The organism is Ornithinibacillus scapharcae TW25 (assembly GCF_000190475.1).
In the GTDB taxonomy this organism is placed as follows: domain Bacteria; phylum Bacillota; class Bacilli; order Bacillales; family Amphibacillaceae; genus Ornithinibacillus; species Ornithinibacillus scapharcae.
This window is the reverse complement of the sequence record NZ_AEWH01000006.1, coordinates 126,641-153,095: the sequence shown is the minus strand read 5'-3', so window position 1 is coordinate 153,095 and position 26,455 is coordinate 126,641. Positions and strand designations below refer to the sequence as shown.

Here is a 26,455-nt window from a genome sequence, read left to right as displayed (position 1 = left end):
CCAGCATAAATAAAGTCTATCTTATTAATAGCCGCTGAGACGAGGGGTCAAAGATGCGGTGGCAAACCAGTTTGATTAAAAAAATCAGATATGGGGCCCAACCTGAGCGCAAAACTAGAATTGTTTTGCGAACAATAAGAGGATAAGCAGCTGATATTAATCGAAGCTTTCCTTAGGTTGTAGGAGAGCTTTTTTTATGCCCAAAATTGTAAAAAAATGGAAGGGATGGTTAATATTGGTAGAAAGAGTTTTATTTACTTCTGAGTCTGTGTCAGAAGGACATCCAGATAAAATTGCAGATCAAATTTCGGATGCTGTGTTGGACGCTGCGCTTGAACAGGATCCATTTTCAAGAGTTGCGTGTGAAGTGTTTACGACAACTAATACAGTCATTGTAGGTGGTGAAATTACCACTTCAGCAATTTTGGATATTGAAAAAATTGCACGTAATACTTTAATAGAAATCGGATACACAGATGATCGTTTCGGTATTGATGGACATACGTGTGATGTACGAGTGCTTGTTCATACTCAATCCCCCGATATAGCATTAGGTGTAGATGTATCGAGTGATATGAAAGCGATTGGTGCTGGTGATCAAGGAATTATGTTTGGTTATGCTACAGATGAAACAGATTCTCTGATGCCTTTAGCAATTCAAATGGCTCACCAACTAGTGAAGCAAGCTTCTCTACTACGGAAAAATGGTGAATTTTCATGGGCACGCCCGGATATGAAATCACAAGTAACCATTGACTATACAGTACCGAATCAACCAAAGATTGATAGTGTATTAATGTCCATACAGCATGATGAAAATTTTGATAAAGAAATATTTGAACAATACGTTACAGAAACTATTATTAAACAAACTGCTCGAGACTTTGGATTGAATCAAGACTTTAGAATTTTAATTAACCCTACAGGGCGATTCGTTGTAGGGGGACCACATGGTGATACAGGGTTAACTGGTAGAAAAATAATTGTGGATACGTACGGAGGTTCTGCTAAACATGGTGGTGGTGCATTTTCTGGTAAAGACTGTACCAAGGTAGACCGTTCTGCAGCATATGCCGCACGCTATATAGCGAAAAATATTGTTGCGGCTAGTTTGGCTAAGAAGTGTGAAATCCAGCTTTCTTATGCAATCGGTGTGAGTGAGCCAATTAGTATTGCGATTGATACATTTGGAACTGAAACGGTTGAAAAAGAACAATTGATTAGAGCTGTTCGACAAGTGTTTGATTTAACACCAGCAGGTATTATCGAGATGCTAAATCTACGAAAACCACAATACAGACAAGTCGCTGCATATGGTCACTTTGGACGAACCGACCTATCCCTTCCTTGGGAGAGAACCGATAGGGTAGAGGATGTAAAACAAGCATTGGAAATAATCGAGCCTGCGGGAGTTAGTAGGTAATGAGTCAGGTAAAGGAACTTGTCGCCAACCGCAAATATTCTTTGAGCCAAGATAAGATGCCTTTATTCAATGCCTTAGTGAACTATGCGAAACAAGATGTAACTCCGTTTGACGTTCCAGGTCACAAAATGGGCTCTAGAATGAATCCATTAAAGTCGATACTTGGGGATATGGCACTCCGAATGGATGTGAATTCCATGAAGGAATTAGATTTACTGAGTCATCCTCAATCCGTAATAAAAGAAGCACAGGATTTAGCAGCTGCTGCCTTTGGGGCGAAACAAGCATATTTTCTAGTGAATGGTACGACAGTCGGGATTCAAGCTATGATTATGGCAACTTGCAAACCAGGTGATACATTACTAGTGCCAAGAAATGGTCATAAATCTGTAATGGATGGAATTATATTAAGTGGAGCGAGACCGGTATTTATTCAACCAGAGGTGGATTACCATTTTGGCGTTTCACATGGTGTGTCAGTGAAGAATGTGGAGAAGGCTATTAATGAAAATCCAAATGCTAAAGCATTATTAATCACGTATCCAACTTATTTTGGAGCGATGAGTAATTTAGAGAAAATTTGTCAGTTAGCTCATGAACAAGAAATCACTGTTATCGTAGACAGTGCACATGGGGCTCATTTGCCCTTTATTTCAGAAGACATATTAGATCCAATTTCCGCGGGTGCAGATGTGGTAACCATTAGTATGCATAAAACCGGCGGCTCTATGACGCAAAGTTCTATACTTCTTTTACAGAATAATAGAGTAGCACCTGAGGCTATCCAAAAAAATCTTAGTTTGTTGCAATCAACTAGTGCTAATTATTTGCTATTAAGTTCTTTGGATGTTGCTAGAAGGGAAATGGTTTTATATGGGAATGAGCGTTATCTTCGATTAAAACCAATTGTTGAGAGAGCGATAATTGATATAGAATCAAATTCTCGGTATGAGGTATTAAAGAGTCATTATCTTGAAAAGCATTTTGACCAATCATATGACTGGTCAAAATTAGTAATCAGAGTAAATGGAATTGGATTAACTGGATTTGAGGTATATAGTATTTTGAAAGCTGAATATGGAATACAAATGGAACTTGCTGAGGGGTATGTTGTCATGGCTGTTATTTCAACTTCTGACACAGAAAGTTCTATTAGAAAGCTAGTAAGAGCTTTAAAAGATATAGAGGAAAAGTACGGTGAAAAGACTGTTCTTATGTCTACTAATGTTACAGCTAATCAGGTTAACAAACTTATTCTTAGTCCAAGAGAAGCTTTCTATGCAGAGCAAGAGACTGTTGATATATATAATGCAGTGGGACGAATTAGTGCTGACACATTAATGATCTATCCTCCAGGTATCCCACTTGTAATCCCTGGAGAACTAATTTCAGATGATGCTGTAAAGCAGTATCATTATTATCGCCAAACGTTGGGTACGGTGTTAAGTGAGGCGAAAGAGGCAAATCATATTACGGTCGTAAAGGAGAATGAGTAATATGGGTATTGAATTATCAACTTTAGGGAGACATGTCCTAATTGAATTTTATGGTTGTCCAAGTGATATTATTGAAAACAATGCATTAATTGAAAAGTTTATGAACGAGGCTGCAGATTATTCCGGAGCTACAATCGTCGATTCGGTATTTCATCATTTCAACCCATATGGTGTTTCAGGAGCCGTAATAATTGCGGAGTCACATTTGACTATTCATACATGGCCTGAATATGGTTATGCCTCTGTCGATGTATATACATGTGGCGATACTGTAAGTCCATGGAAAGCGGCTGAATACCTAAGTGAGAAGCTAAAGGCTAAGAAAACTGAATCCTTTGAAGTTCCGCGCGGTATGGTAGATAAAATTAAACAATTTGCTATGCATGAAATAAGTGAAGTACAAGTTAAATCAATGTTAGAAGGTGTATCGAAATGAATTGGTATACGGAACAGTGGAGCAAGAATTGTAACTTTTCGATTGCATATGAAACCTTACTTCATAGCGAAAAGTCTACTTTCCAACAAATTGATTTTTATAAGGGAGAAGAGTTTGGTACCTTCTTTACCCTTGATGGATTAATGATGGTAAATGAAAAGGATGAATTTATCTATCATGATATGATAGTTCATCCCGCTTTTGCCACAAACCCGAAAATTAAAAAAGTGTTGATCATTGGCGGTGGTGATGGAGGCACTGCACGAGAAGTGCTACGTTACCCAACAGTAGAGAAAGTAGTTATGGTAGAAATTGATGAGCGGGTATTCCGTTTATGCCAGGAATATCTTCCCATCACAGCTAGTGGGGTAGAAGAGGATAGAAGAATGGAACTTTGTTTTGAGGATGGCTTGGCCTATGTCAACCAAGCAAATGATGCATCTTTTGACCTCATAATTGTAGATTCTACCGATCCTATTTCCGTTGGAGAAGGGTTATTTACTACTGCATTTTATCAAGAGTGCTATCGTGTACTAAAAAAGGACGGTATCTTAATCAATCAACATGAGTCACCTTATTTTGCAGAGTATGCAGAAAATATGAAAAAAGCTCGTGAGAAAATAAAAGCAATCTTTCCTATCACAGAAGTCTATCAATATCATATGCCAACGTATCCATCCGGACACTGGCTGTTTGGTTTTGCATCTAAAACACATGACCCCATAAAGGATGTAAAAGTGGAAGAGTGGAAAAACTTTGGTCTGAAGACGAAATATTACAATACGGACTTACATGTTGGATCCTTCAGTTTGCCGAACTACGTAAGGGAGGCACTAGGCAATGGGAACTAAGCAATTAAATATTAGTACATTTATAGGCTGTGAAAAAACATATGAAGAGGCAGATGTAGTACTTTTTGGAGTACCTTTCGACGGTACAACAAGCTTTCGTCCAGGAACTCGTTTTGCCATGCAAGCTATTCGAACTGATTCATATGGGCTAGAAACTTATTCACCTTATCTTAATAGAGATTTGGAAGATGTATCCATTCATGATGGTGGGGATTTGGAATTGCCTTTAGGAAATACCGAAAAGGTCTTAGAACAAATAAAAGAATTTAGCCAAGAAATTTTAAAGGATGGAAAGAAATTTTTAATGGTAGGTGGAGAGCATCTCGTAAGTTTACCTACTATAAAAGCAGCTTATGATAAATTTCCAAATCTTCATGTGATTCATATTGATGCACACACTGATTTACGGGATGCGTATTTAGGAGAAAAGCTCTCTCATGCTTCCGTCATACGTAGAAGTCATGATTTTCTAGGTGACGGCAGAATATATCAATTTGGGATTCGTTCTGGGATGAAGGAAGAGTTTGAATGGGCTAAGAAGCATACGTATATGGAACGCTTCTCGCTTGAAACGTTGAAGGATATTGTTAATCAGCTTCAAGATGTACCAGTATATGTTACCATTGATTTAGACGTATTGGACCCAGGTGTATTTCCAGGAACCGGAACTCCAGAACCGGGTGGAATAACATATAAAGAACTATTGGAAGCTATACAACAATTACAATCATTAAACCAAATTGTTGCTGCAGATTTAGTGGAGTTATCTCCACAGTATGATCCTTCTGGAGCTTCAACTGCAATGGCTTGTAAAACAGTACGAGAAATGTTATTGACTTTAATAGACTAATAATCAAAAGAATAACTAATCACTAGATAAACAAAAAAGAGTATTCCAAAGTTTTAGTGAATGCATATCAAACTTAATCCCCCTTAAGGTAATCAATGTTATTAATATTGTTGCCTTGAGGGGGATTTATATTTATTAAGCATTATTCTCGATACGGCTCTATGTGTATATGCGTGTATAAAATACCGTGCTTTTTAGCAAGCTCTTCTTCAATTTTAACCGTTATATCGTGCCCCTGTCTTACAGTAAGGTTGGGGTCCACTTTAATCGTTACATCCAAAACGGATTGATTACCAAGAGCTCTTCCCTTAATATCCTCTACTTTCATTACATCTGGGAAATTAGTGATTTCGTCTTTAATAACTTTAAGACGTTTTTCATCAAAACCGTCCGTAAGTGTTAAGGTGGAATCCTTAAATATTTCCCAAGCGGTTTTGCAAATGATAATTCCTACAATTAGACCAGCAAGTGGATCAAGCCAGAATATCCCAAACTGTGCACCAATTATTCCTATAAATGCACCAATACTAACGAGCGCATCTGATCGGTTATCCTGTGCGGCGGCATACAACGCACTACTATTAATTTTACGTGATAAGGTAAGATTATAACGATACACGAAGAACATGACGATTGCTGCACCGATAGCTGTCCATGCAGTTAACATATCAGGTTTTACAATATGATCCTCAAACATCTTCCCAATAGTAGAGAAAATAACCTGCAAACCAACTGCTACCATGATAAATGCCGCAAGTAAGGATGCAATAGTTTCCGCTCGGTAGTGTCCATACCGATGATTTTGATCAGGTGGCTTTTGAGAGATTTTTAACCCGATAAGAATAGCAATTGAAGCAGCGACATCTGTAGTGTTATTCAATCCATCAGCCCATAACGCATCTGAGTCTCCTATGGATGCTATGACAAGTTTAGTACCAGCGAGGAATAGATAAGCAAAAATACTAATCCATGCTCCTTTTTCACCGCTTTTCATATTATTTGGTTGATTCATTCCATTTTAGCCTCCGTTATTTCCTAGGTAACTTTATCACTATAACAAAGCTAATATAGGTGGGTCTAGAGAAAAAGATGAGCGCCCAAGAATATCATTTGGCATGTTATAAGTATGTTTCCCAACCCCAATAATTATGACCAAGTTCTAGCTTATCCACCTTAAAATTTTGATTGCAATTATTCAAAAAATTTAGGATAATAGTAATAAAGGAGCAAAGGGGCGTATTCCAATGAAAAAGGAAAAGGTAGTCTACCTGTTTTGTCCGTATAAAGGAAAAGTCCTAAACGCTAAAAGAGAGATATCCTTTGAAATTCGCTTAACATCACGCTTAATTTTGGATGAAATCTGCTTTAACTGGAACAAAAGAGTTCTAGAGGATAGAATAAACCAATCTATTCAAAACGGAAATAAAGAAGAATTTGCAAGCGTTCGGAAGGAATATCTACAATATATATGGGAGTAAACCGTACGCATCTATATCCAGCCTTGCCTTTAGTTTGGTAAGGCTGTTTTTATGACAAATTGGAGGAATTCTACTATTGCCTGCAAAGTTTTCACTCGAAAGTGCAGTTCTAAAGGGGGGATCTTATGAAGCTAAATGAATCCATATTAAAGCGACAAAACCGTATTCTTATGTATATTATGTTATTTGCTGTGTTTCTGGGATTAGGAGCTGAAATAGTTGTAGGGGCACCTCTGAATAATATGTTAGCGCTAACATTTGGTGGTGCTATTGGTGTAGGATTAATGGCATTTTTTAATCATAAAAAAATCTATTTAAAGGTAGTTCCGTACATAGCCCTAATTTGTCTAACAGGTGTATCAATAGTTATCATGTTAAGCTCCAATTATGTCACGAATATGTTGTTTACATTCTTTCTATTAGCGGTTTCAGCAGTATCCTTGTCAAAAGCAGTATTGACTTCCGGAAGTGTACTAGGAGTATCCCTACTTGTCTTCTTTATTGCGGTAAAAGGTGATGTAGTAGGATTCGATATTCGGTCAGCTGCAATCGCATTCGTGTTTTATGTGTTAATTTTTCTCGTATTATTTATTCAAATTAGAGTATCTAGAAGTTTCTTCTCTACGATGGAGAATGCTATATCAGAAATGGAAGAGAAGACTATTATGGAAAAACGTCAATCTGAGTATGTACAAGCAGGAGCATTAAAAGTTAAAGATCAAATGGCGATTATTGAACAGGACAGTAGTTTAAATCAACAACAGATGAAAGAGATGCTGGAAGGGTTCAGAGAAATTGCGATGGCAACACAGACTCAAGCAGAGACTGCTTCCAATATATCAGAATCAACGGTCTCCACTAACCAGTCATTAGAAAAGATGATTAACTCTTTTACTAGAAGTGTGGAAGACGGAGAACATCTTATGAATCTTTCTTCAAAAGGCAAAGATTCTATGGATGCATTAACGCAAACGATTAATAATTTCAACCAGTCCTTTAATAATCTAACGACCCATATGGATAACTTGGTCAAGAGAATTGATGAGAATAATGCCAATGCAGAAAAAATCCAGGATATAGCAGAGCAAACGAATTTATTAGCCTTGAATGCTAGTATTGAGGCGGCTAGAGCTGGTGAATTTGGTAAAGGATTCTCTGTGGTTGCTTTGGAAATACGTAAACTTGCTGAAGTGTCACAGTTAACAGCAAAACAAATCCGAGAAAACCTAGAGATGATAGAATATGATGCAAAGAATACGCAGCAAGAGGTACAACAAAACAAAGCCTATTTAAAGACTAGTGCTGATCATACTAGGATTTCAAAAGAAAATTTTGAAATTATTTCTGAACAGCTACAAAACTTCATTAAGTATTTACAATATTTACATCATCAAACAAATGCTATAAAAGGATCGTCTGAAACCATTGAGATATCTGTTGATAACCTCGCATCTATTATGGAAGAAACGACAGCAACAATGGAGGAATTAGAAGCGATGGTAGATGAACAAGTCAATCGGATGTCTAATTTAGTAAGTGCCATTGAAGTGACGAATGAGGCTGCTGCGTCGCTAGAAAGGATTCAGATAGAAACTTAACGATAACTTAACAATAGCTGTACAAACATTTTGCTATGCTAATGGTGAGGGGAGTGTTTTTATTGAATAAAGATAAAAAAACACAATTAAGCTGGGCACTGTATGATTTTGGAAATTCAGCATTTGCAACAACGATGCTAGCAGCGATTCTACCAATTTTTTACTCGAGTGTAGCTGCCAATAATATTGACGAAAGTTTAGCAACCAGTTACTGGGGATATGCGAATTCGATTGCAGTATTAATAGTTGCGATTTTGGCTCCAATACTAGGTGCTATTGCTGATTTTTCAGCTGCAAAGAAAAAGTTTCTACGCTTTTTTGCATTTATGGGGATGATAGCAAGTGTTCTTCTTGCTTTTACGGGTGAAGGAGACTACATATTTGTAGCAATATTATTTATCGTTGGATCTATTGGTTTTTCTGGTGCGAACGTATTCTATGATGCTTTTTTACCGGAAGTTGCCGATGAAAAGGATATGGATAAAGTTTCTTCAAAAGGATTTGCATTAGGATATGTTGGTGGAGGAATTTTATTATTAATTAATGTATTGATGATTCTAAAGCCAGACCTATTTGGTTTAACGACTATCAGTGCGATGCAGGTATCCTTTGCAATGGTCGGTGTGTGGTGGTTAATTTTCTCCATCCCTTTATTAAAAAATATTCATGATGAGAAGAAACAGCCTATAAAACGAGACAAATCCTACATGGCGATTGGATTTACTAGAATCGGAAGTACGTTTAAGGAAATACGACAGTTCAAGCAATTATTACTTTTCTTATTTGCTTTTTGGCTATTTAATGATGGTATATCCACGATTATACGTATGGCTACCATCTACGGAACAGAAATAGGAATTGATCAAAATGACCTGATCGTTGCGTTGTTAATTACACAATTTGTTGGGATTCCATCTACCTTCTTCTTTGGTTGGTTAGCAGGAAAAATTTCAGCGAAAAAAGCATTAATGATCACGTTAATAATATATTTAGGAATTGTTATTATTGGATACTTTATGAATTCTGCCTTGCATTTTTATATCTTAGCAACGATTGTTGGACTTGTTCAGGGAGGTGCTCAAGCTCTCAGTAGATCGATATATGGTAGGATGGTACCTTCCAATAAGAAAGGTGAATTCTTTGGCTTCTATGGGATATCATCCAAATTCTCGGCTGTATTTGGTCCTTTCCTATTTGGTTTCGTAGGCCAACTGACAGGGAATAGTCGATACGGAATACTATCCTTAATCTTCTTCTTTATTGCTGGTATTATCATTTTGAGTTTTGTCAATGTAGAGAAAGGTGCACAAGCAGCAAAGAACGCAGCTTGACGAGTCATTTCCTATACCTAAAACACCGCACAGATTAAACCGTGCGGTGTTTTCTTTTCTAATTATATGATCGGATCACTATACTGATTACGCACGTTCAACTCCAAGGGCAGCCCTGTATCATAAGAAATATCTCCGATAGATGACACTAATTCCTCTCGACTTGTTCCATCGTTTCCCCAATAACCAATAACTTTTCTCATAATCTCTATTCCCTCAATACGAGCTTGTTCATATAAATCAATAAAGCTTTTGTTACTTGGGTTTTTAGTAGCCGGATGATACCATGTCTCATGTTTTAAATTAAGATAATCTATCTCCTCTTTAATGGGTTGATGGGAAAAAGAGGAAATCGTTGATTTGAGTAATCTGTTTTTCCAGCCATGAGGGTCGGCCAATAGCTTTAAAGCCAATTTCATATCGTTTAATGCCTTTATGATATTTTTTTTCGTGTTTTGCTCCAGTTCAGGAAAGTGTTTATGAATAGTTAAATAGAGTAATGTCGCAATATCATTTTTTTGCTGTCTATTTAGGTGAATCTCTTTATAAACTGGGGTTTTCCATGTTTGTAAATTTTTGTACCGTTCCATCATTAATGTATCAAGAATAATTTCAAATTTTGAGTGCTTGTTTCCCTCATATCCAGCACGATAATGGATATATGGATGTGCATTTCGATCAAGAATATGATGGGTGACAAAACCGAATACAAATGATTTTAATTCGTCGGTACCGTCTTTAACAGAGTCGATTAAGTCTATTAAGAAGCTTCCACATTTTTCAGTGTGAAGAAGCGAACCTATTTCATTGACCTGAGTATCTTCCATCCATGGCCAAAAATGATAATAAAAGAATGGATCTGGACCTTGTGCACCTAGATTTAGGATATAACTATGCTTTGGAATGGATTTAGGGCTTTCTATTGCATCAACAATATCTTCACAAAAAAGCATATGTGTCCAAATATTTGGCATGTAAAGCCCTCCTATCTATATAATGTTCTGGTATTCCATTATAAGAATGGTAATACCGGGCTATGTATTCTTAAAAATATTATATTACTTAAGTATAATAGTAAATGAACAAGGAAGGCTTTACAATTTTGTGAATTAATAATTGTCAGTATAAAATTTTGCGAAGGAGAAATGAAATTGATTTTCATTTGTAGAAAATTTGATACAATAGAGAGGGATTCAAAAAGAACATTGGGGAGGAAAAACAGATGGATTATCGTATTGAACATGATACGCTTGGAGAAGTGAAAGTACCAGCAGAAAAATATTGGGGTGCACAAACCCAACGTAGTAAGGAAAACTTTCCAATAGGAACAGAAACAATGCCAAACGAAATAATTAAAGCGTTTGCAATACTTAAAATGACTGCAGCAAAGGCGAATAGTGATTTAGGGTTATTGGATGCCAAAAAAGCTGAGGCTATTGAATATGCTGCTTTGCAAATAGTTGAAGGTAATTTAGACGACCATTTTCCATTAGTTGTGTGGCAAACAGGTAGTGGTACACAATCGAATATGAATATGAACGAAGTAATCGCATATGTAGGGAATATGTGGTTAAAGGATCAAGGTAGTGACCTAGTACTTCATCCGAATGATGACGTAAATAAATCACAAAGCTCAAATGATACATATCCAACAGCAATGCATGTTGCAGAAGTACTTAAGTTAGAGGATGTTGTACTGCCGGCACTACGTCAGCTAAAGAATACATTCCAAACAAAAATGGATGCATTCGATTCAATTGTAAAAATTGGACGAACTCATTTACAGGATGCTACGCCATTAACCCTTGGGCAAGAGATTAGTGGATGGCATCGTATGCTTGAAAAATCCGAAAGCATGATTCAAGCTAGTTTACCATACCTAAAAGAATTAGCAATTGGTGGTACAGCTGTTGGGACTGGGTTAAATGCTCATCCAGAATTCTCAGAACGAGTATGTGTAGAAATTAGCAGATTCACAGGAAAAGAATTTATTTCCGCACCTAATAAATTCCATGCGTTAACTTCTCATGACGAGACAGTGTTTGCGCACGGTGCTTTAAAGGGACTTGCAGCCGATTTAATGAAAATCGCTAATGATGTTCGCTGGTTGGCTAGTGGCCCCCGTTGTGGTATTGGCGAAATTACAATTCCGGAAAATGAACCAGGAAGTTCTATCATGCCAGGTAAAGTAAATCCCACTCAAAGTGAAGCTGTTACGATGGTAGCTGCACAAGTAATGGGAAATGATGCAGCAATCGGATTTGCTGCAAGTCAAGGTAATTTTGAACTAAATGTATTCAAACCAGTTATTGCTTATAATTTCTTACAATCTTGCCAGCTTCTTGCTGACAGTATGTTATCGTTTGATGAGCGATGTGCACAAGGTATCGAACCAAATCATGATCGGATTGAGAAGAATTTAAATGACTCATTAATGCTTGTTACCGCATTAAACCCTCATATTGGTTACGAAAATGCTGCTAAAATTGCTAAGAAAGCATTTGCCGATAATTCAACCTTAAAAGAGGCGGCAGTTGAATTAGGTCTTTTAACAGATGAAGAGTTTGATAAATATGTTGATCCAAGAGAAATGACACATCCAAATGTATAAAGTAAAAAAGGAATCCACCATTATGGTTGGGTTCCTTTTTTAACTGATAGGAAAGCATATAAATCTTTCTAATGCACAATACGCTAATCACCTCTTTTGAAAGTTGGCCAAAATTTACCAGAAATTTTTTGTGATAAGATTTTCGGTTCTGCTCACAATATAGTTACAGGAGGTGATAAACATGGCAAACAACAACAATTCAAACCAATTACTAGTACCTGGTGCAGAACAGGCACTAGAGCAAATGAAATATGAAATCGCTTCTGAGTTTGGTGTAAATCTTGGTGCAGACACTACTTCTCGTGCTAACGGTTCTGTTGGTGGAGAAATCACTAAGCGTCTTGTACAAACTGCTCAACAACAATTATCAGGTAAAATTCAATAATGATGGCTTGGGTGAATACCCTATATCAAGGGAAAGCTATTAGCTTTCCCTTTTAAGTCCCCTTTTTTAAGGCCTTGTAATCCTTTGGCAAACGACTGTCTAGCGAAGTCTGTAAGAATTACCAGTGTTTTCTTGTAGTAAGATTTTAAGTTCTGTTAAGAATAGTTATTACAGGAGGTGATACACATGGCTAGCAACAACTCAAATCAACTATTAGTTCCTGGTGTTGAACAAGCTCTTGAGCAAATGAAATATGAAATTGCTTCTGAGTTTGGTGTGAATCTAAGTGCTGATACAACTTCTCGTGCTAACGGTTCTGTTGGTGGAGAAATTACTAAGCGTTTAGTTCAAACAGCTCAACAACAATTAAATGGTAAATAAAACTTTATACGATTGGCTAATAAGGGAGAGCGTAATGCTTTCCCTTTATATATTGATATAAGTATTATGTACGAATCCCTACAAAAAATTCCCTTTAATTTACAAAAATGTTTCTTTTTATTTCAGGTAATTAAGAGTAAATAAAAAGAGGACAAATGTCCTCCTTTACCGATATTATTTAATTCTTTCTTCAGTTTCTACATCGAAGAAATGCGCTTTATTCATATCAATAGCTAGCTCGATTGTTTCTCCACCTTGAATATCTGATCTAGAATCAATACGTGCAACGAAATCTTGGTCATTTATTTTAGAATAAAGGAAAGTTTCCGCTCCCATTAATTCTGCAACTTCAATATGAGCAGTTATTTTAGTTTCAGGAGTAGATTCAATAAAGACTAATTCATCATGAATGTCTTCCGGGCGAATACCTAGAATTACTTCTTTCCCTACATATCCTTTTTCTTTTAGAAGCTTCAGTTTACCTTCTGGGATTTTTATCTTAACGTCACCCATAACAAATGAAGATTCTTGAATAACACCTGTTAAGAAATTCATAGCAGGTGACCCAATAAATCCACCTACAAAGACATTATTCGGGGCATCATATACTTCTTTAGGTGCACCGACCTGTTGGATAATACCATCCTTCATAACTACAAGGCGTGTTGCCATTGTCATCGCTTCTGTTTGGTCGTGTGTTACATAAATCGTCGTAGTTTGTAGACGCTTGTGAAGCTTTTGAATTTCTGCACGCATTTGTACACGAAGTTTAGCATCTAGGTTTGATAAAGGTTCGTCCATTAAGAATACTTTTGCATCACGAACAATAGCACGTCCTAATGCAACACGCTGACGCTGACCACCAGATAGAGCTTTTGGTTTACGGTCTAAATATGCTTCTAATCCTAGGATTTTAGCAGCGTTTTGTACTCGCTTATCAATTTCGTCCTTTTTAAATTTACGTAGTTTAAGACCGAATGCCATGTTATCATACACATTCATATGTGGGTATAGGGCATAGTTTTGGAATACCATTGCAATGTCACGATCTTTCGGTGCAACATCGTTCATTTTTTTATCATCGATGTAGAATTCACCTTCTGAAATTTCTTCCAAACCAGCAATCATACGAAGTGTTGTTGACTTACCACAACCAGATGGTCCAACAAACACGATAAATTCTTTATCTTTAATATGCAGGTTGAAATCATCAACTGCAACCACATCTTTATCATATCTTTTTTGAATATGCTCTAAGCGTAATTCTGCCATAATTGAAGTCCCCCTTAAATTTGAAAGCGTTTTACTTGATGATTTCATTATATAGGATAATATCATCGAAGCTAAATAGAAAACATGCACAAAAAAGTTTGTTTGCTTTGTGCATGTTTACTAGTTCTTATTGGTTACCTGCGAGAATAGCAAGATAAACCGTTAGGGCTTGGCGAAAATCCCTAATATCAATGCCAGTCTTCTCATAGAATTTATCAATCCGATATTGTAAGCTATTTCGGTGCATGTACAAATTTTTGGCGGCGACTGAGATATTTAAATTACTTTCTAATAACACTTCCACCATATGAATGAATTCCGAATCATTGCGAAAGTCTTGTAAAATTAAGTGATGTAGCTCCTGTTTAAGAACAGGATCAGATTGGTCTAATAATAGATATGGCACAGCTTCTAAGTACGTAACAACACTTTGTTCAGAATAAGCAAATGCTATATGTGCTCCAGCAATTACTTGTTCATACAGTTCTTTTAACCTGTCCAAACTATTGTTAAATGGTCCTATGAAGAAACGGATATTGATGTATAAGTCACTCATTAGGACATCAATAATTTCTTTGTAAGAGATACTATCTTCCAGATTCTCCGTAGATTCAATGATAATACCTTCTCTATCGCTTTCCCATAAGACAACGGTGTTCGTTTCGAAAAGTTCGTTGATAGCTTCTTTAAAAACTTTTGGCCTAATTTGATTAGGAGTTATTTGAAAATAGACAAAACGAAATGCCATCGATGAATTCGCAGGGAAATCTGTTTTACCATCTAACCAATTTCGCCATTGCTGCTCTTCATTGCTCAGAACAGGAAATAGAGTATCATAGGGCTGTAGAAAAGTGTTCAGAAGCTGTAGGTCTTTGTCAGCTAAATCAACTGGATGAATGCTAATAATTTCAGAATCATTCAGGAAGAACCATTTTAATTCATTGTTTATTTGAGTTGGTATTGTTTCATAATGTAATAATGAAGGAAAAATTCTTTTTAGCTTCTCAATCAATAGGAAAACCTCTTTTTTTATTTTCATTATACCAATTACATTTTATATTAAAAAAGATTATCTCACATATAACTGACTGGTATTAAGTACCTGGCTTAAGCTAATGGGGTTAATCAAGGCGGAGGAGAGGGGAAACTGTTAGTTTTCGATAAGATTCTGTGTGTCCGCCCACGAAATGAAGTTTCACTTTATTGTAATTGGTATTAGTATACATAGCATTAATGGTTTGTTATAGTGGTGGTATCCGAAATCAAGGAGGAATTTGTTTTGCCAAATATGTATGATAGTGCCTATGAATTGGAAAAGGCCATTCGTGAGAGTGAAGAATTTAAAGGACTAAAGGTTGCATTTGAAACAGTAATGAATGACGCTGATGCGAGAAAAACTTTCGAAGATTTCCGTGATACTCAAATGGAACTTCAACAAAAGCAAATGCAAGGTGAAGATATCACAGAAGAAGAAGTAGAGAAAGCGCGTAAAGTAGTGGAACTAGTTCAACAACATGAAGCAATCTCTCATTTAATGGAACAAGAACAACGCTTAAACTTAGTTATAAATGAACTTAGCCAAATTATAACAAAGCCATTAGAAGAACTGTATGGCTCTCAGTCTTAAAGATATAAAAACACGAGGAGAACTCCTTGTGTTTTTTTGATGCAGTAAATAGTATGTATACGGATAATCGTTGAAGGAGTTTAACCGAAGTAGCGCGAGCTCACCTAAGGTCGCGCGGGTACTCTTCAAAGTCGCGAGAGTCCACCAGGGATCGCGCGTGCACCACTTAAAGAAGCGCCACCTACCCTGAAACTCACGCCAGTCCCATCTAAACTCACGCCACAACTCTTTTCCCGCGTCAGAAATAATACACCACGCGCAACATTAACCAATTCCCGAGCAACTTTACCAGAAGCCCGCGCGACAACAGCCACATCCCGCGCGACTACCATTTACTAACCAATAAAAGCAGGACTTTTCATCCCCTATATCGAATAAGTTGAATAAGCATATGTCAATAAGGGGGAGCAAACATGAGTTTTGTTAAACAGGAGAGTAAAAATGGAATATCCTATATTCGTCTAAATCGACCTGATCGTTATAATGCGTTAAACAAGGAAATGTTAGAGGAGTTATTAATGGCTATTGAATCTGTAGAGAAGAATGGGGATCGAGTTGTATTGATTTCTGGAGAAGGTCCTGCATTTTGTGCGGGCGGCGATATCGGTATGATGAAAGACTTTTCCAACAAAGAATTTTTTGATCGTGTAATGGGAACTATCGCTGCAATTGTTCGGAAGTTATACATGATGCCTAAAATAATAATTTCTGTTGTACAAGGTTCTGCAGCTGGATTGGGTCTTAGTTTAGCATTGACAGCGGATTATGTGGTAGCCCATCAGGAAGCCAAATTCGGTATGCTGTTTAATGGAGTAGGACTTGCGCCGGATGGTGGTGGACATTTTTGGGCGGAGCAGCGTCTGGGAACACAACGGGCAAAGCAATTTATTTGGGGAAATCCCCGTCAAGTTAAAGGGGAAGAAGTGCAGCAATTGGGACTTGTCGATATTTTAACTGATAATGATGTCTTTCAAGAAGCTGAAAATCTCGGGAAACTGTTGTGTCAATCCCCGCTAGAAGCAATGCTTAAGACAAAAATGACTTACCACCATAAACATATCGATTCCCTCAATTACTATTTAGAGAAAGAACAAGATAATCAATGGGAATTACGTAATACTGCAGACCATAAAGAAGGGGTAATGGCATTCTTAGAAAAGCGCAAGCCTAAATTTAAGGGGCTATAATAAGTTTAAAAGGCTGTCTAGTTAGGAAATTTTCCTATAGACAGCCTTTATAATTTACCTATGAAATAAGATTAATTTTGCCTCTGGTGAAACACATCGGTGCGTATACTCTAGATACCCTGATTTTTCTAAACGCTTTTCTCCAATGCTTTTTGCTTCTTGATCGTTTGCGGCTTCAAATGATTCATCTAGTAATTTTTTACCGTTTTCTCAAACACTGTTAATACATAGTTTCTCATGGTTAACCTCCTGAAGTGTTCTTACTCAATTTATATTCGACTTTTTTCTTTGAAATCCTTCTTATCAGAAAAATTAAAAATAAATGTAAAGCAACCTTGACATCTCACGTCCATGTATAGTAAGCTTTACGTAAAGTTAACTTTACATAAAAAGTGGGAGATAAGATGAAAACATTAATCCGTGAAAAACGCACCGAGAGGAATATTACACAGGAGGAGTTATCACAGCTCTTGCAAGTATCGAGACAGACAATCATTTCCTTAGAAAAGGGAAAGTATAAACCTTCATTAGTTTTGGCACATAAACTTGCACAGATTTTTGAGTGCTCCATAGAAGATCTATTTATCTTTGAGGGGGATGAGAATGTTCAATGAAAAATGAGCTTGGATTTTGATACCGATAATAACAATGCTAGTTTGGTCAGCAATTTATTATCGTATTAAAGAAATGTAATTATTTGGATATAGGGGGAATAGAATGTTTAGTCAAACGTTTTTAGATGATCCATGGCTTATATTATTTTTAATATGTAATTATTTGTTCTTGCTTACGCTTTTTTTCATCCAAAGAAGAATTGGGAAAAAGAATTATCGTTACGATGAACGCTATTATCGAGTCAATAATCAAGCTAAGGGTCGTACATGGGACATTATGCTAGTTATCATGTTAATTGCTACACCTATCGTGATCATGTTTGATGGTATTTCTTTTGCATTTTTCTTACTACAAATATTATATGTGCTTCAGTGCATTATTTTTGCGATAACTGCAGCTTATTACAATTCAAAGGAATAAAAGGGGAGAACTAGCGAGATGAGTTTATTATTAAAAAATGTAACAAAACGTTTTGGGAAGCACACCGCTGTTAATAATCTATCATTGGCAATTCCAGAGAATGAAATGTTTGGATTTTTAGGAGGAAATGGGGCTGGAAAGACTACAACCTTCAGAATGATACTAGGATTATTAGACAGATCCTCCGGAGAAATAACCTGGAATGGGGAAGCGATAGACTATGAGAAAAGTAATATCATAGGTTACTTGCCAGAGGAAAGAGGATTGTACCCGAAATTAAAAGTAAAGGAACAAATTGTGTATTTAGCTCGTTTGAGAGGAATGGGAAAACGAGAAGCAGAAACAGAACTCAATAAGTGGCTCGAACGATTCAAGGTTCCTGAATACTTGAATCAAAAGGTGGAGGAGTTATCAAAGGGTAATCAACAGAAAATACAATTTATTTCTGCTGTTATTCACAAACCCAAACTGTTAATCCTGGATGAGCCTTTTTCTGGATTAGACCCCATCAATGTTGAGATGTTGAAGGAAGCAGTCATTGATTTGAAAAATAATGGTACTTCCATTGTATTTTCATCCCATCGAATGGAGCATGTGGAGGAATTATGTGAGCATTTATGTATTCTGCAAAAAGGTAATCCTGTCGTACAAGGTTCACTAAGAGAAATTAAGCGTTCTTTTGGTAAAAAGAATTTAGTAATTCATGCCGATATGTCATTGGACTTTTTAAAAGACTTTCCAGGTGTTGTCCTTTATAAACAAACTTCTGAAGGCTGTGTCTTACAAATATCCAGCGAAGAAGTGTCACAAGAAATCCTAACTAGAATACAAGGAAAAGGGTTTATTCGGAAATTTGATTTAGTAGAGCCATCCTTAAATGATATTTTTATCGAGAAAGTAGGTGCAGCATATGAATAAGTTTTGGATAATTGCTTCACATACCTATCTATCAAGATTAAAAACGAAAATGTTCTATATTAGTACTATCTTAGTTTTAGCTTTTATTATGTTAATGGCTAACTTTGATTCAATCATCGAGTCCTTCTCGGGAGAAGGGGAACATGAAATAGCAGTTATCGATGAATCAGAGGGATTATATGATACTTTAGAGTCTAGTGTAGCGGATAAAGATTGGGAGATTACACAACTAACTAGCTCTATTGAGGATGCTAAACAAGCTGTAATCAATGAAGAATATTCAGCCTTAGTCACTCTCCATGTAGATGAGAATGGCCTACCAGAGGCAACATTTTATGCGAACAACATTACAGATTCTCAGCTTGTAAGTGATGTACAGCAATCATTACAACAATTAAAGGTTAGAATCGCAACAGAACAGCTAGGAATAGAGCAAGCGCAGATTATGGATATCTTTTCTCCTATTCCATTTGAAAAGATTTCACTTGATAGCAATAGTAAGTCTGAAGAGGAATTAAATCAGGCTCGTGGTATTGTCTATGTCATGCTAATGTTACTCTATATTGCGGTATTAATGTATGGAAATCTAATTGCTACGGATGTGGCAACAGAGAAATCCTCACGGGTAATGGAAATTTTAGTTTCCAGCGTATCGCCAGTAACACATATGTTTGCGAAAATACTAGGGATCGCGCTATTAGGAATGACACAGGTTGCGATATTCATTTTAGTAGGATTTGCCATGCTTCAGTCTAGGAAAAGTGAAGTTGGAGGGATGCTGGAATCTTTTGGGTTAGAAAACATTTCGACAACACTCATACTTTATGGAGTTCTGTTCTTCCTTCTAGGATACCTTTTATATGCAACCCTAGCAGCGATGCTTGGCTCTATTGTAAGCCGAGTGGAGGAAGTTAACCAAGTGATTATACCGATGACTTTCCTTATTGTCATTGCATTCTTGTTATCTATGTTTGGTATGGGAGTACCAGATTCTACCGTCGTTACGATTGGATCTTACATTCCATTTTTCACACCGATGCTCATGTTTGTCCGAGTGGGGCTACTAGATATAGCGATGTGGGAAGTGTTATTATCTGTTGGAATAATGGTTGCAACGATTCTACTGTTCGCGTTTATTGGGGCAAAAGTATACCGTGGAGGCGTGTTGTTATACGACAAATCAACTTCATTTAAAGATATTAAAAAAGCGTTACAGCTGACTAAAAAAGGTTAGATTGAACACCAAAAAATCACTATTTAAAAGCCGTATCGAAATGCGGCTTTTTTATTTTGTCTTCAAGTATATCGAACGTGCATTCGCTTTGTGATTCTGGTAAAATAATACGCAAGAGGAGGGATCGTGGTGAAAAAGAAGATATCGTTTATACACGCTGCCGATTTACATTTAGATAGTCCTTTTAACGGTCTTTCTGACTTACATGAAACTCAATTTCAAGAGGTACGAGAAAGCACCTTTAAGGCATTAGAGAATCTCGTAACGACTGCTATAAAAAGAGAAGTGGATTTTATCGTGCTGGTAGGAGATTTATTTGATAATGATAAGCAAAGCTTGAAAGCGCAAATCAAACTTCGAAATGCCTTTGAAAAATTACAAGCTCATCAAATAGATGTGTATGTATCGTATGGAAACCATGATTATACGTCAGGAAATATTTATCCAATTACATATCCAGAGAATGTTCATATCTTTCAAGATGAGCAGGTACGTTCGTTCACCTATGTAAAAGATAATACCCCACTGGCCATGATATATGGATTCAGCTATGAAAATAGAGCGGTTATACATAATAAGGCGCATGAATATAAAAAAGGCGATGCAACAATTCCGTTTCACATAGCGATGCTTCATGGAAGTATTGAAAGCAACACGGATCATGATACATATGCGCCGTTTCAGGTAGGGCAGCTAGTGCAGGCAGACTTTGATTACTGGGCATTAGGTCATATTCATAAAAGAGAAATTTTAAAAGAAAATCCGTATATTATTTATCCTGGAAATATACAAGGTAGAAACCGTAAAGAAATCGGTCCAAAAGGCTGTTACTATGTGGAGTTAACCGAAACACAACAGTTAGTTGAATTTGTTCCTCTCCAAGCGGTACAATACCATACACTAACTGTCGATTTGGTAGATTGTGATTCTATTCATCAAGTGGAGGAAATACTAACCAATACGTTGAAAAAGATTCCTGCTTCAGTACCACAGTTATTAGATGTTTCCATACGCGGTGGAACGAAACTATGGGAATGGAAGAATGATGATGTGCTCGATGAGTTAATTGAAATTATAAATGAAAGTTTCTCATCACAACGGAACTGGCTGTACATCTTCAGGTACTCAGTAATAGAAGGTGAAACAGTCCACCAGCTAGAAGGTGATTATTTCATTGGCGAAATAAAAAATAAATTAGAAGAATTTACCGGTGGGGAACACATAAGCGAAATATACCAACATAAAGAGGCAAGGAAATACTTGGATCACTTAGATGCTGACGAACTTAAGGAAATAAACAAAGAGGCGTATGAACTGCTTATACATAAGCTTTTTCAGGAATGAGGTGAAATAGTGAAGATACTTCAGGCAAGAATTTATGGCTTTGGGAAATGGGTAGATTACGAGATTGACTTTTCCAAGCACTCCTTTATAACGATTTTTGGTCATAATGAATCGGGAAAAAGTACACTGCAACGATTTCTGCAGTTTATGTTATTTGGTTTACCTCCAAAACAGCGCAAATACTACCAACCAAAGGATAGTAGTAAGATGGGTGGAAGATTATTTATTCTAGACACAGAAATAGGGGAGTATAGTATAGAACGTATCGGTGATGCCAACAATGGAGCAGCAAAATGTTTCACACCGGATGGGAAAGAATATGATGAATCCTGGTTAAAAGAAAGGCTTCATAGTATTGATGAGAAGACTTATCGTGCTATATTTTCATTCTCTGCAATGGATTTAAATGATCTCCAAGATGTAAAGGAAGAGGAAATTAGCGAGGTTTTATTAGGAATAGGCCTAAGTGGCTCAACGAAAATCTATTCTGTCGAAAAACGATTAGAACAACAAATCGGTGAGTTTTTTAAGCCATATGGAAAAAATCCAATTATCAACCAACAATTACAAACGCTAGAACGCCTTCAACGAGAAATTAAGGAACTAAAGGAAGAAGAAGCAGAATATCGAGAAAAAAAGAATGCGATTCATCGGATTAAGGGAGATATTACACTTCTCGAAAAAACGATAAAAGAAGAAAAGGAAAGACAATTTCAGCTTGAGAAACTAATTCAAGCCTTTCCGCAAATTGAGGAATATATCGGACTTCAAAATAGGTTAAAGGAATTACCAGAGGAGTTTTATTTTCCTGAAGATGGAATGGAACGGATAGAATCTCTAAAGAGGGAGCTCATTCCGCTTGAGAGTGAAATAAAGCTAGCCATTCGAAATAGAGAAATCTTCCAGAAAGAAATGGAAAAACTAGAAGGACAAAATAGTGAAATTTCTTTTATAGAAGCGAAAAAGATAATAACTCAGTCTAATGAATATCAGGATATGGAGAAGGAGAAGAAGGTTGTAAGAGAACGGGTTGACCAGCTTCACCGTGAGATTCGTTCCAAATTATCGAATCTAAATTTGGGCCTAGAGATGGAGCAATTATCTCATTATCAACTTCCGTTTCACCTCGAGAAAGATTGGAACCATTACAGAATATCTATTGAATCGATAACACGTGAAATGAGACAAATAAAGGAAAATACGCAGCTTCAACAGGCAAAATTGGAACGAATAACGGAAGAATTGTCTAGGGTGGAATCTAGTCAACTTACGGCTGATAAAAGAAGCGAGCTGGAGGGTATCCTAGAATTACATCATGAATCTCAATTATTGGAAATCGTACAGAAAGAACATTACCATAAACAGGAAAAGTGGAAAAAGACAAAGCTACAGAAAAGAAAAAGATTGAACGCATTATGGATCGGAAGCTTGTTTTTAGGAGTAGTGACAGCTGCTTTATCGTTCATTACAGATCAATTTTGGCTAATCAATATTTCTGTTCTGAGTTTGATAGTTGGACTTCTACAATGGTTTCTTGGTGTTAAGTCTATTCAGAATATGGATAAGATGTTAGAACCGAATACTACTACACCGTTCCGAACGATATCGGTGGAGGAAAGAAGAAGTGCAGAGAGCTTGCTTTTACAAGAACAAGAAATATTGCGGGAGAAGGAATTACTTCAGGACAAGTTATTAGACACAGAGATTCAGCTTCAACAACTAACAGAGAAACAAGTAGTAATAGAAAACCAACAAGATGAGTTAATGGAACGGATAGCACTTGAAAAAACAAAGTATCCGTTTTTGGAGCATGTGGATTTAAACTATTGGCCAGAGCTATACCATACCTTAAAAGGAATCCTTGATCAGATTAAACAAATCGATGAATTGTACAATCAAGATAGGGATATCTCTCAGAAACTTGATGTTTACCACAACTTGCTTGATAAGTTTATAGAAAAACATTATCCATCCTCTAACTTTAAAAGCTATATAAGTAAGCTAGAGTTTTTAGGAAATGAGATATCCGCATATCAGGATCGTGAGCAGCAAATCCAGCAGTTAAAAATTAGATTGCAAGATATCGAGAACCAAGTTCAGGAAAAAACGATTAGTTATGAACTAGTTGAGGAGCGCATTATTTCGTTATTCTCTAAAGCTAATGCAAAGGATGAGGAAGAATTTTATAAGCGTTATCGTGAGTGGAAAGAGCAAACAGAACTACTAGAATCCTGTCGGAGAATAGCGACACAGATTTCTAGTTATTTCACTTCCGAAAAGTGGAATAATATTATAGAAAACCCACCAAGTCGGAGTAAAGTTGAGTTAGAGTTAAAAGAATGTGTCCAATTAATCAAACATCTAGAGGAAGAACTGGGCCAAAAGAGACAACAGCTAGCAAATCTTACGGTTGAGCTACAGAATTTAGAGAAATCTGAATCCTATTCAAAAACTATACATGTTTTCCAGATGGAAAAGGAAAGATTGCATAAGCTTGCTCGGAAATGGGCTGTATTAAAAACAGCAAAAGAGCTCCTATCTGAAACCAAACATCAGTACCGTGACAAGTATTTAACAAGAGTATTAGAAAAAACGACACAATACTTCCGAAACCTAACAGACCATCAGTATGTTCAAGTGTTCTCTCCAACGGCAGACAAACCTTTTATGGTAGAAAATAGTAACAAAATTCGTTTTTCCGTAAAAGAACTATCACAAGGAACGATTAACCAATTGTACGTGTCGCTGCGCTTAGCCATTAGTGAGGTCATGAGTGAGAAATTTCACTTACCATTTATAATTGATGATGCCTTTGTACATTTTGACAAGCTACGAAACAAACGAATGCTTGAAATTCTAGAGAGCATTTCGAAGAATCATCAAATCCTATTTTTTACATGTAAACAGGATGTGCTTGAAGAAATACCAATCCAAAACCTAGTCCATTTGACAAATCATATACCTTTAGTAGAAAATAAATGGTAAACTTATGGCGAATTAATATATGCGTAAGAATTATTAATAGTGGACAATAGTGGAGGGGCATCCATTGAATGAGAATCAAAATAGTAAAGACTGGGAAAAACACGAAGAAACCATAGAAAAATTCATTCAAACTATCGCTAAAAATATGAATCTATATGGCTTAACATCTTCTATTGGCAGGTTGTATGGCGTTTTATATTTTGCTGAGGAGCCGATGACCTTAGACGATATGCGTGAGGCATTGGAAATGAGTAAAACGAGTATGTCAACAGGTGTTCGAGCCCTTGCTGATATGAAGATGGTGGAATCAACTTATAAAAAGGGGATACGTAAAGACCTTTATCAATCAGAAGAGGATTGGTATAAATCGTTTACTTCTTTATTTGGTAATCGTTGGCGAAAGCATACCGAATCTAATATTGAAGAAGCCGATGAAGCGATTGAAGCGTTAACGAACATATTAGAGAAATCTGATGATGATGCATTAAACGAGCGAATTAATCGTGACCTAGAACGCTTAGTGTATGCGAGAAATTATTATGATTGGTTGATGAAATTTATTCAAGTCATCGAATCCGGGAAAATATTTGACTATATTCCAAAGAATAAATAACACACAGAAGAAAAGTAATTTAAAGTCCTACTGTTCCGGTATGATCCAGAATCAGTAGGACTTAATTTATTCGAAAAAAACTACTGATTCTACTACTTTATTTCCTCTGTATTCTCATACCTACTATCCAAAAAGTCAACAATATGAATGATATATCCCTCAACAGTCTGTGGACTCCTTATCGCTGCTCCCCATTCTGGCAAACCATGGTGACATAGAATACAATGAGAAATTAAATGTATATCCTCTATGGAAATACGAATATCCTCCGTTTCAATTACCTTCGTTAGCATGAGTACGCCATACGGAATATGTCCAATCATGACACCTAATTCATCCATTTTAATACCTGTTTGCTTACGCATTGTTATGCTAGAATCTGTCGCTGTAGGATATAAGAAGTTGAATTCATCGTACTTCTTCCCAGCGTGGTCATATTCCAGTAATTTACCAATATCATGGAATAGGATACTAGTCATTAAAGCATCGTAATTAGGTGGGATATCTTTATATTGCATCATACCTGAGAGCATTTTATATAGGTGATCAATGGTATCCTTCCATACTAGATTAGATGGTTGCTCTTCTGATTGAAATTGTTCCCATAGCTCTTTTTTATATGCTTTTTCTACAACATTGATTAATTTCATAACGGCTTGAAAGTGATTCTCTTCTTGTTTTAAGATGAATCTAGCAAACCTCATTAAACCGACTGTATGTTTCAACAATCCCCCTAAATAGTTATGATGAAACCCTTTAGCTGCAGGTCTAATACGAAATTGATCCCAGAAACGATTCATTGCAGACAATGAAATTTCTTTGTAGGGGGATTCTAATTCGTATAGATAAGAAAATAACTCAACGGTAAGTTCTTCCATGTCTTGTTGTGTATATGCTAATAAGGAAAATGGGTTAATGCTTTCTTCACATGGTACCATCCGATTAATCGTAATTGATTTATAACCACGGTATTCATCTATGATACCTTCTATATCAAAGATAGAAAATTCCTCTAGTAGCGGCACAATTTGTTCTATAGCTCCTTGATTGTCCCACATTTTTGCATTAATATTTCCGAAATTATTACTAAAAGTGATTTTTAAGTACTGCTTGTTGGTTTTGGTCATTTGAATGGTAAATTCATTAAGAAGTACCCGTATATTAACACTATTACCTGCTGATTCCTTTTGTAGATTAAAGTATTCTTCACTTTTTGGTAATGCAGGAGGTGGGAAATTTGCCAGAATTTCCCCACGCGCTTGTGGAGTAATTTCTTGAATAATAGGGACAAAGTTATAAAAATATGATTTATTTACTGTCATGGTTATCACTCCATAAAAAGGTTTAGGATGTCTCTATTCTAACTTATTATAATGTTGTTAATCTATTAAAAACGAAAA

At 36.4% G+C, this 26,455-nt stretch carries 25 protein-coding genes and 1 pseudogene; 20 read left to right on the top strand and 6 right to left on the bottom strand.

Going from position 1 to position 26,455, the window contains the following annotated elements:
- Nucleotides 1–196: 196 nt before the first annotated feature.
- Genes metK through speB form a run of 5 tightly spaced genes read left to right on the top strand, consistent with a single transcriptional unit; the run spans nucleotide 197 to nucleotide 5,056 of the window.
- On the top strand, nucleotides 197–1,423 hold the full coding sequence (metK, locus tag G5W_RS0102050) for a methionine adenosyltransferase (protein ID WP_010093768.1): 1,227 nt from the start codon (nucleotides 197–199) through the stop codon (nucleotides 1,421–1,423).
- The gene (locus G5W_RS0102045; protein ID WP_010093767.1) at nucleotides 1,423–2,919 is read left to right on the top strand and encodes an aminotransferase class I/II-fold pyridoxal phosphate-dependent enzyme; all 1,497 of its coding nucleotides are present in this window, start codon (nucleotides 1,423–1,425) and stop codon (nucleotides 2,917–2,919) included. The genes metK and G5W_RS0102045 overlap by 1 nt, the downstream gene beginning before the upstream one ends.
- 1 nt (nucleotide 2,920) lies before the next feature.
- Nucleotides 2,921–3,355, top strand: coding sequence for an adenosylmethionine decarboxylase (gene speD / locus G5W_RS0102040; protein WP_010093766.1), 435 nt, complete (start codon nucleotides 2,921–2,923; stop codon nucleotides 3,353–3,355).
- Nucleotides 3,352–4,206: a polyamine aminopropyltransferase gene (gene speE, locus G5W_RS0102035; protein ID WP_010093764.1), complete on the top strand. Its 855-nt coding sequence runs from the start codon at nucleotides 3,352–3,354 to the stop codon at nucleotides 4,204–4,206. Before speD ends, speE begins: the two co-directional genes overlap by 4 nt.
- A complete protein-coding gene (speB, locus tag G5W_RS0102030) occupies nucleotides 4,196–5,056 on the top strand; it encodes an agmatinase (protein ID WP_010093763.1) in 861 nt (286 codons plus the stop codon). Before speE ends, speB begins: the two co-directional genes overlap by 11 nt.
- Before the next feature lie 142 nt (nucleotides 5,057–5,198).
- Here speB and G5W_RS0102025 read toward each other — a convergent pair whose 3' ends face one another.
- Entirely contained in the window at nucleotides 5,199–6,068 is an 870-nt protein-coding gene (locus tag G5W_RS0102025; protein WP_010093760.1) for a cation diffusion facilitator family transporter, read from the bottom strand.
- Between the two features lie 232 nt (nucleotides 6,069–6,300).
- On the opposite strand from G5W_RS0102025, the gene G5W_RS0102020 reads away from it, so the two are divergent.
- From G5W_RS0102020 to G5W_RS0102010, 3 genes are all read left to right on the top strand, one after another.
- Entirely contained in the window at nucleotides 6,301–6,534 is a 234-nt protein-coding gene (locus G5W_RS0102020; protein ID WP_010093758.1) for a hypothetical protein, read from the top strand.
- Between the two features lie 125 nt (nucleotides 6,535–6,659).
- Nucleotides 6,660–8,132, top strand: a complete 1,473-nt coding sequence (locus G5W_RS0102015; protein ID WP_010093756.1) for a methyl-accepting chemotaxis protein — start codon at nucleotides 6,660–6,662, stop codon at nucleotides 8,130–8,132.
- Between the two features lie 62 nt (nucleotides 8,133–8,194).
- Nucleotides 8,195–9,463 (top strand): MFS transporter, encoded by a 1,269-nt coding sequence (locus tag G5W_RS0102010; protein ID WP_010093754.1) that lies wholly within the window; start codon nucleotides 8,195–8,197, stop codon nucleotides 9,461–9,463.
- A 62-nt stretch (nucleotides 9,464–9,525) separates the two neighbouring features.
- Here the strand turns inward: G5W_RS0102010 and G5W_RS0102005 are convergent, their stop codons facing one another.
- A complete protein-coding gene (locus tag G5W_RS0102005) occupies nucleotides 9,526–10,437 on the bottom strand; it encodes a zinc dependent phospholipase C family protein (protein ID WP_010093752.1) in 912 nt (303 codons plus the stop codon).
- Between the two features lie 248 nt (nucleotides 10,438–10,685).
- On the opposite strand from G5W_RS0102005, the gene fumC reads away from it, so the two are divergent.
- From fumC to G5W_RS0101990, 3 genes are all read left to right on the top strand, one after another.
- The gene (fumC, locus tag G5W_RS0102000; RefSeq protein WP_010093750.1) at nucleotides 10,686–12,074 is read left to right on the top strand and encodes a class II fumarate hydratase; all 1,389 of its coding nucleotides are present in this window, start codon (nucleotides 10,686–10,688) and stop codon (nucleotides 12,072–12,074) included.
- A 181-nt stretch (nucleotides 12,075–12,255) separates the two neighbouring features.
- Nucleotides 12,256–12,459, top strand: a complete 204-nt coding sequence (locus G5W_RS0101995) for an alpha/beta-type small acid-soluble spore protein (RefSeq protein ID WP_010093749.1) — start codon at nucleotides 12,256–12,258, stop codon at nucleotides 12,457–12,459.
- A 186-nt stretch (nucleotides 12,460–12,645) separates the two neighbouring features.
- Nucleotides 12,646–12,840, top strand: coding sequence for an alpha/beta-type small acid-soluble spore protein (locus G5W_RS0101990; protein WP_010093748.1), 195 nt, complete (start codon nucleotides 12,646–12,648; stop codon nucleotides 12,838–12,840).
- A gap of 174 nt (nucleotides 12,841–13,014) precedes the next feature.
- Here G5W_RS0101990 and G5W_RS0101985 read toward each other — a convergent pair whose 3' ends face one another.
- Both G5W_RS0101985 and G5W_RS0101980 read right to left on the bottom strand, forming a co-directional pair.
- Nucleotides 13,015–14,112 (bottom strand): ABC transporter ATP-binding protein, encoded by a 1,098-nt coding sequence (locus G5W_RS0101985; RefSeq protein ID WP_010093747.1) that lies wholly within the window; start codon nucleotides 14,110–14,112, stop codon nucleotides 13,015–13,017.
- A 127-nt stretch (nucleotides 14,113–14,239) separates the two neighbouring features.
- Nucleotides 14,240–15,124 carry a PucR family transcriptional regulator gene (locus tag G5W_RS0101980; protein WP_010093746.1) on the bottom strand — a complete coding sequence of 295 codons (885 nt, stop codon included), beginning with the start codon at nucleotides 15,122–15,124 and terminating at the stop codon, nucleotides 14,240–14,242.
- 267 nt (nucleotides 15,125–15,391) lie between these two features.
- Here G5W_RS0101980 and G5W_RS0101975 point away from each other — a divergent pair, with 267 nt between their 5' ends.
- Both G5W_RS0101975 and G5W_RS0101965 read left to right on the top strand, forming a co-directional pair.
- A complete protein-coding gene (locus G5W_RS0101975; RefSeq protein WP_010093745.1) occupies nucleotides 15,392–15,739 on the top strand; it encodes a YlbF/YmcA family competence regulator in 348 nt (115 codons plus the stop codon).
- 413 nt (nucleotides 15,740–16,152) lie between these two features.
- Entirely contained in the window at nucleotides 16,153–16,926 is a 774-nt protein-coding gene (locus G5W_RS0101965; protein WP_010093742.1) for an enoyl-CoA hydratase-related protein, read from the top strand.
- A gap of 54 nt (nucleotides 16,927–16,980) precedes the next feature.
- Here G5W_RS0101965 and G5W_RS23080 read toward each other — a convergent pair.
- A pseudogene (locus tag G5W_RS23080) lies at nucleotides 16,981–17,165 on the bottom strand (YhzD family protein).
- A 165-nt stretch (nucleotides 17,166–17,330) separates the two neighbouring features.
- On the opposite strand from G5W_RS23080, the gene G5W_RS0101960 reads away from it, so the two are divergent.
- The 7 genes from G5W_RS0101960 (at nucleotide 17,331) to G5W_RS0101930 (ending at nucleotide 25,055) form a co-directional block, all read left to right on the top strand.
- The gene (locus G5W_RS0101960; RefSeq protein ID WP_010093741.1) at nucleotides 17,331–17,540 is read left to right on the top strand and encodes a helix-turn-helix transcriptional regulator; all 210 of its coding nucleotides are present in this window, start codon (nucleotides 17,331–17,333) and stop codon (nucleotides 17,538–17,540) included.
- A gap of 103 nt (nucleotides 17,541–17,643) precedes the next feature.
- Nucleotides 17,644–17,961, top strand: a complete 318-nt coding sequence (locus tag G5W_RS0101955) for a DUF2178 domain-containing protein (protein ID WP_010093740.1) — start codon at nucleotides 17,644–17,646, stop codon at nucleotides 17,959–17,961.
- Nucleotides 17,962–17,979: 18 nt separating this feature from the next.
- On the top strand, nucleotides 17,980–18,879 hold the full coding sequence (locus G5W_RS0101950; protein WP_010093739.1) for an ABC transporter ATP-binding protein: 900 nt from the start codon (nucleotides 17,980–17,982) through the stop codon (nucleotides 18,877–18,879).
- A complete protein-coding gene (locus G5W_RS0101945; RefSeq protein ID WP_010093734.1) occupies nucleotides 18,872–20,113 on the top strand; it encodes an ABC transporter permease in 1,242 nt (413 codons plus the stop codon). The genes G5W_RS0101950 and G5W_RS0101945 overlap by 8 nt, the downstream gene beginning before the upstream one ends.
- A gap of 129 nt (nucleotides 20,114–20,242) precedes the next feature.
- The gene (locus tag G5W_RS0101940; protein ID WP_010093733.1) at nucleotides 20,243–21,457 is read left to right on the top strand and encodes a metallophosphoesterase family protein; all 1,215 of its coding nucleotides are present in this window, start codon (nucleotides 20,243–20,245) and stop codon (nucleotides 21,455–21,457) included.
- Nucleotides 21,458–21,466: 9 nt separating this feature from the next.
- The gene (locus tag G5W_RS0101935; protein ID WP_010093732.1) at nucleotides 21,467–24,442 is read left to right on the top strand and encodes an ATP-binding protein; all 2,976 of its coding nucleotides are present in this window, start codon (nucleotides 21,467–21,469) and stop codon (nucleotides 24,440–24,442) included.
- Nucleotides 24,443–24,506: 64 nt separating this feature from the next.
- A complete protein-coding gene (locus G5W_RS0101930) occupies nucleotides 24,507–25,055 on the top strand; it encodes a GbsR/MarR family transcriptional regulator (RefSeq protein WP_010093731.1) in 549 nt (182 codons plus the stop codon).
- A gap of 92 nt (nucleotides 25,056–25,147) precedes the next feature.
- Here the strand turns inward: G5W_RS0101930 and G5W_RS0101925 are convergent, their stop codons facing one another.
- Nucleotides 25,148–26,377, bottom strand: a complete 1,230-nt coding sequence (locus tag G5W_RS0101925) for an HD domain-containing protein (RefSeq protein ID WP_010093730.1) — start codon at nucleotides 26,375–26,377, stop codon at nucleotides 25,148–25,150.
- Between the last annotated feature and the right edge of the window lie 78 nt (nucleotides 26,378–26,455).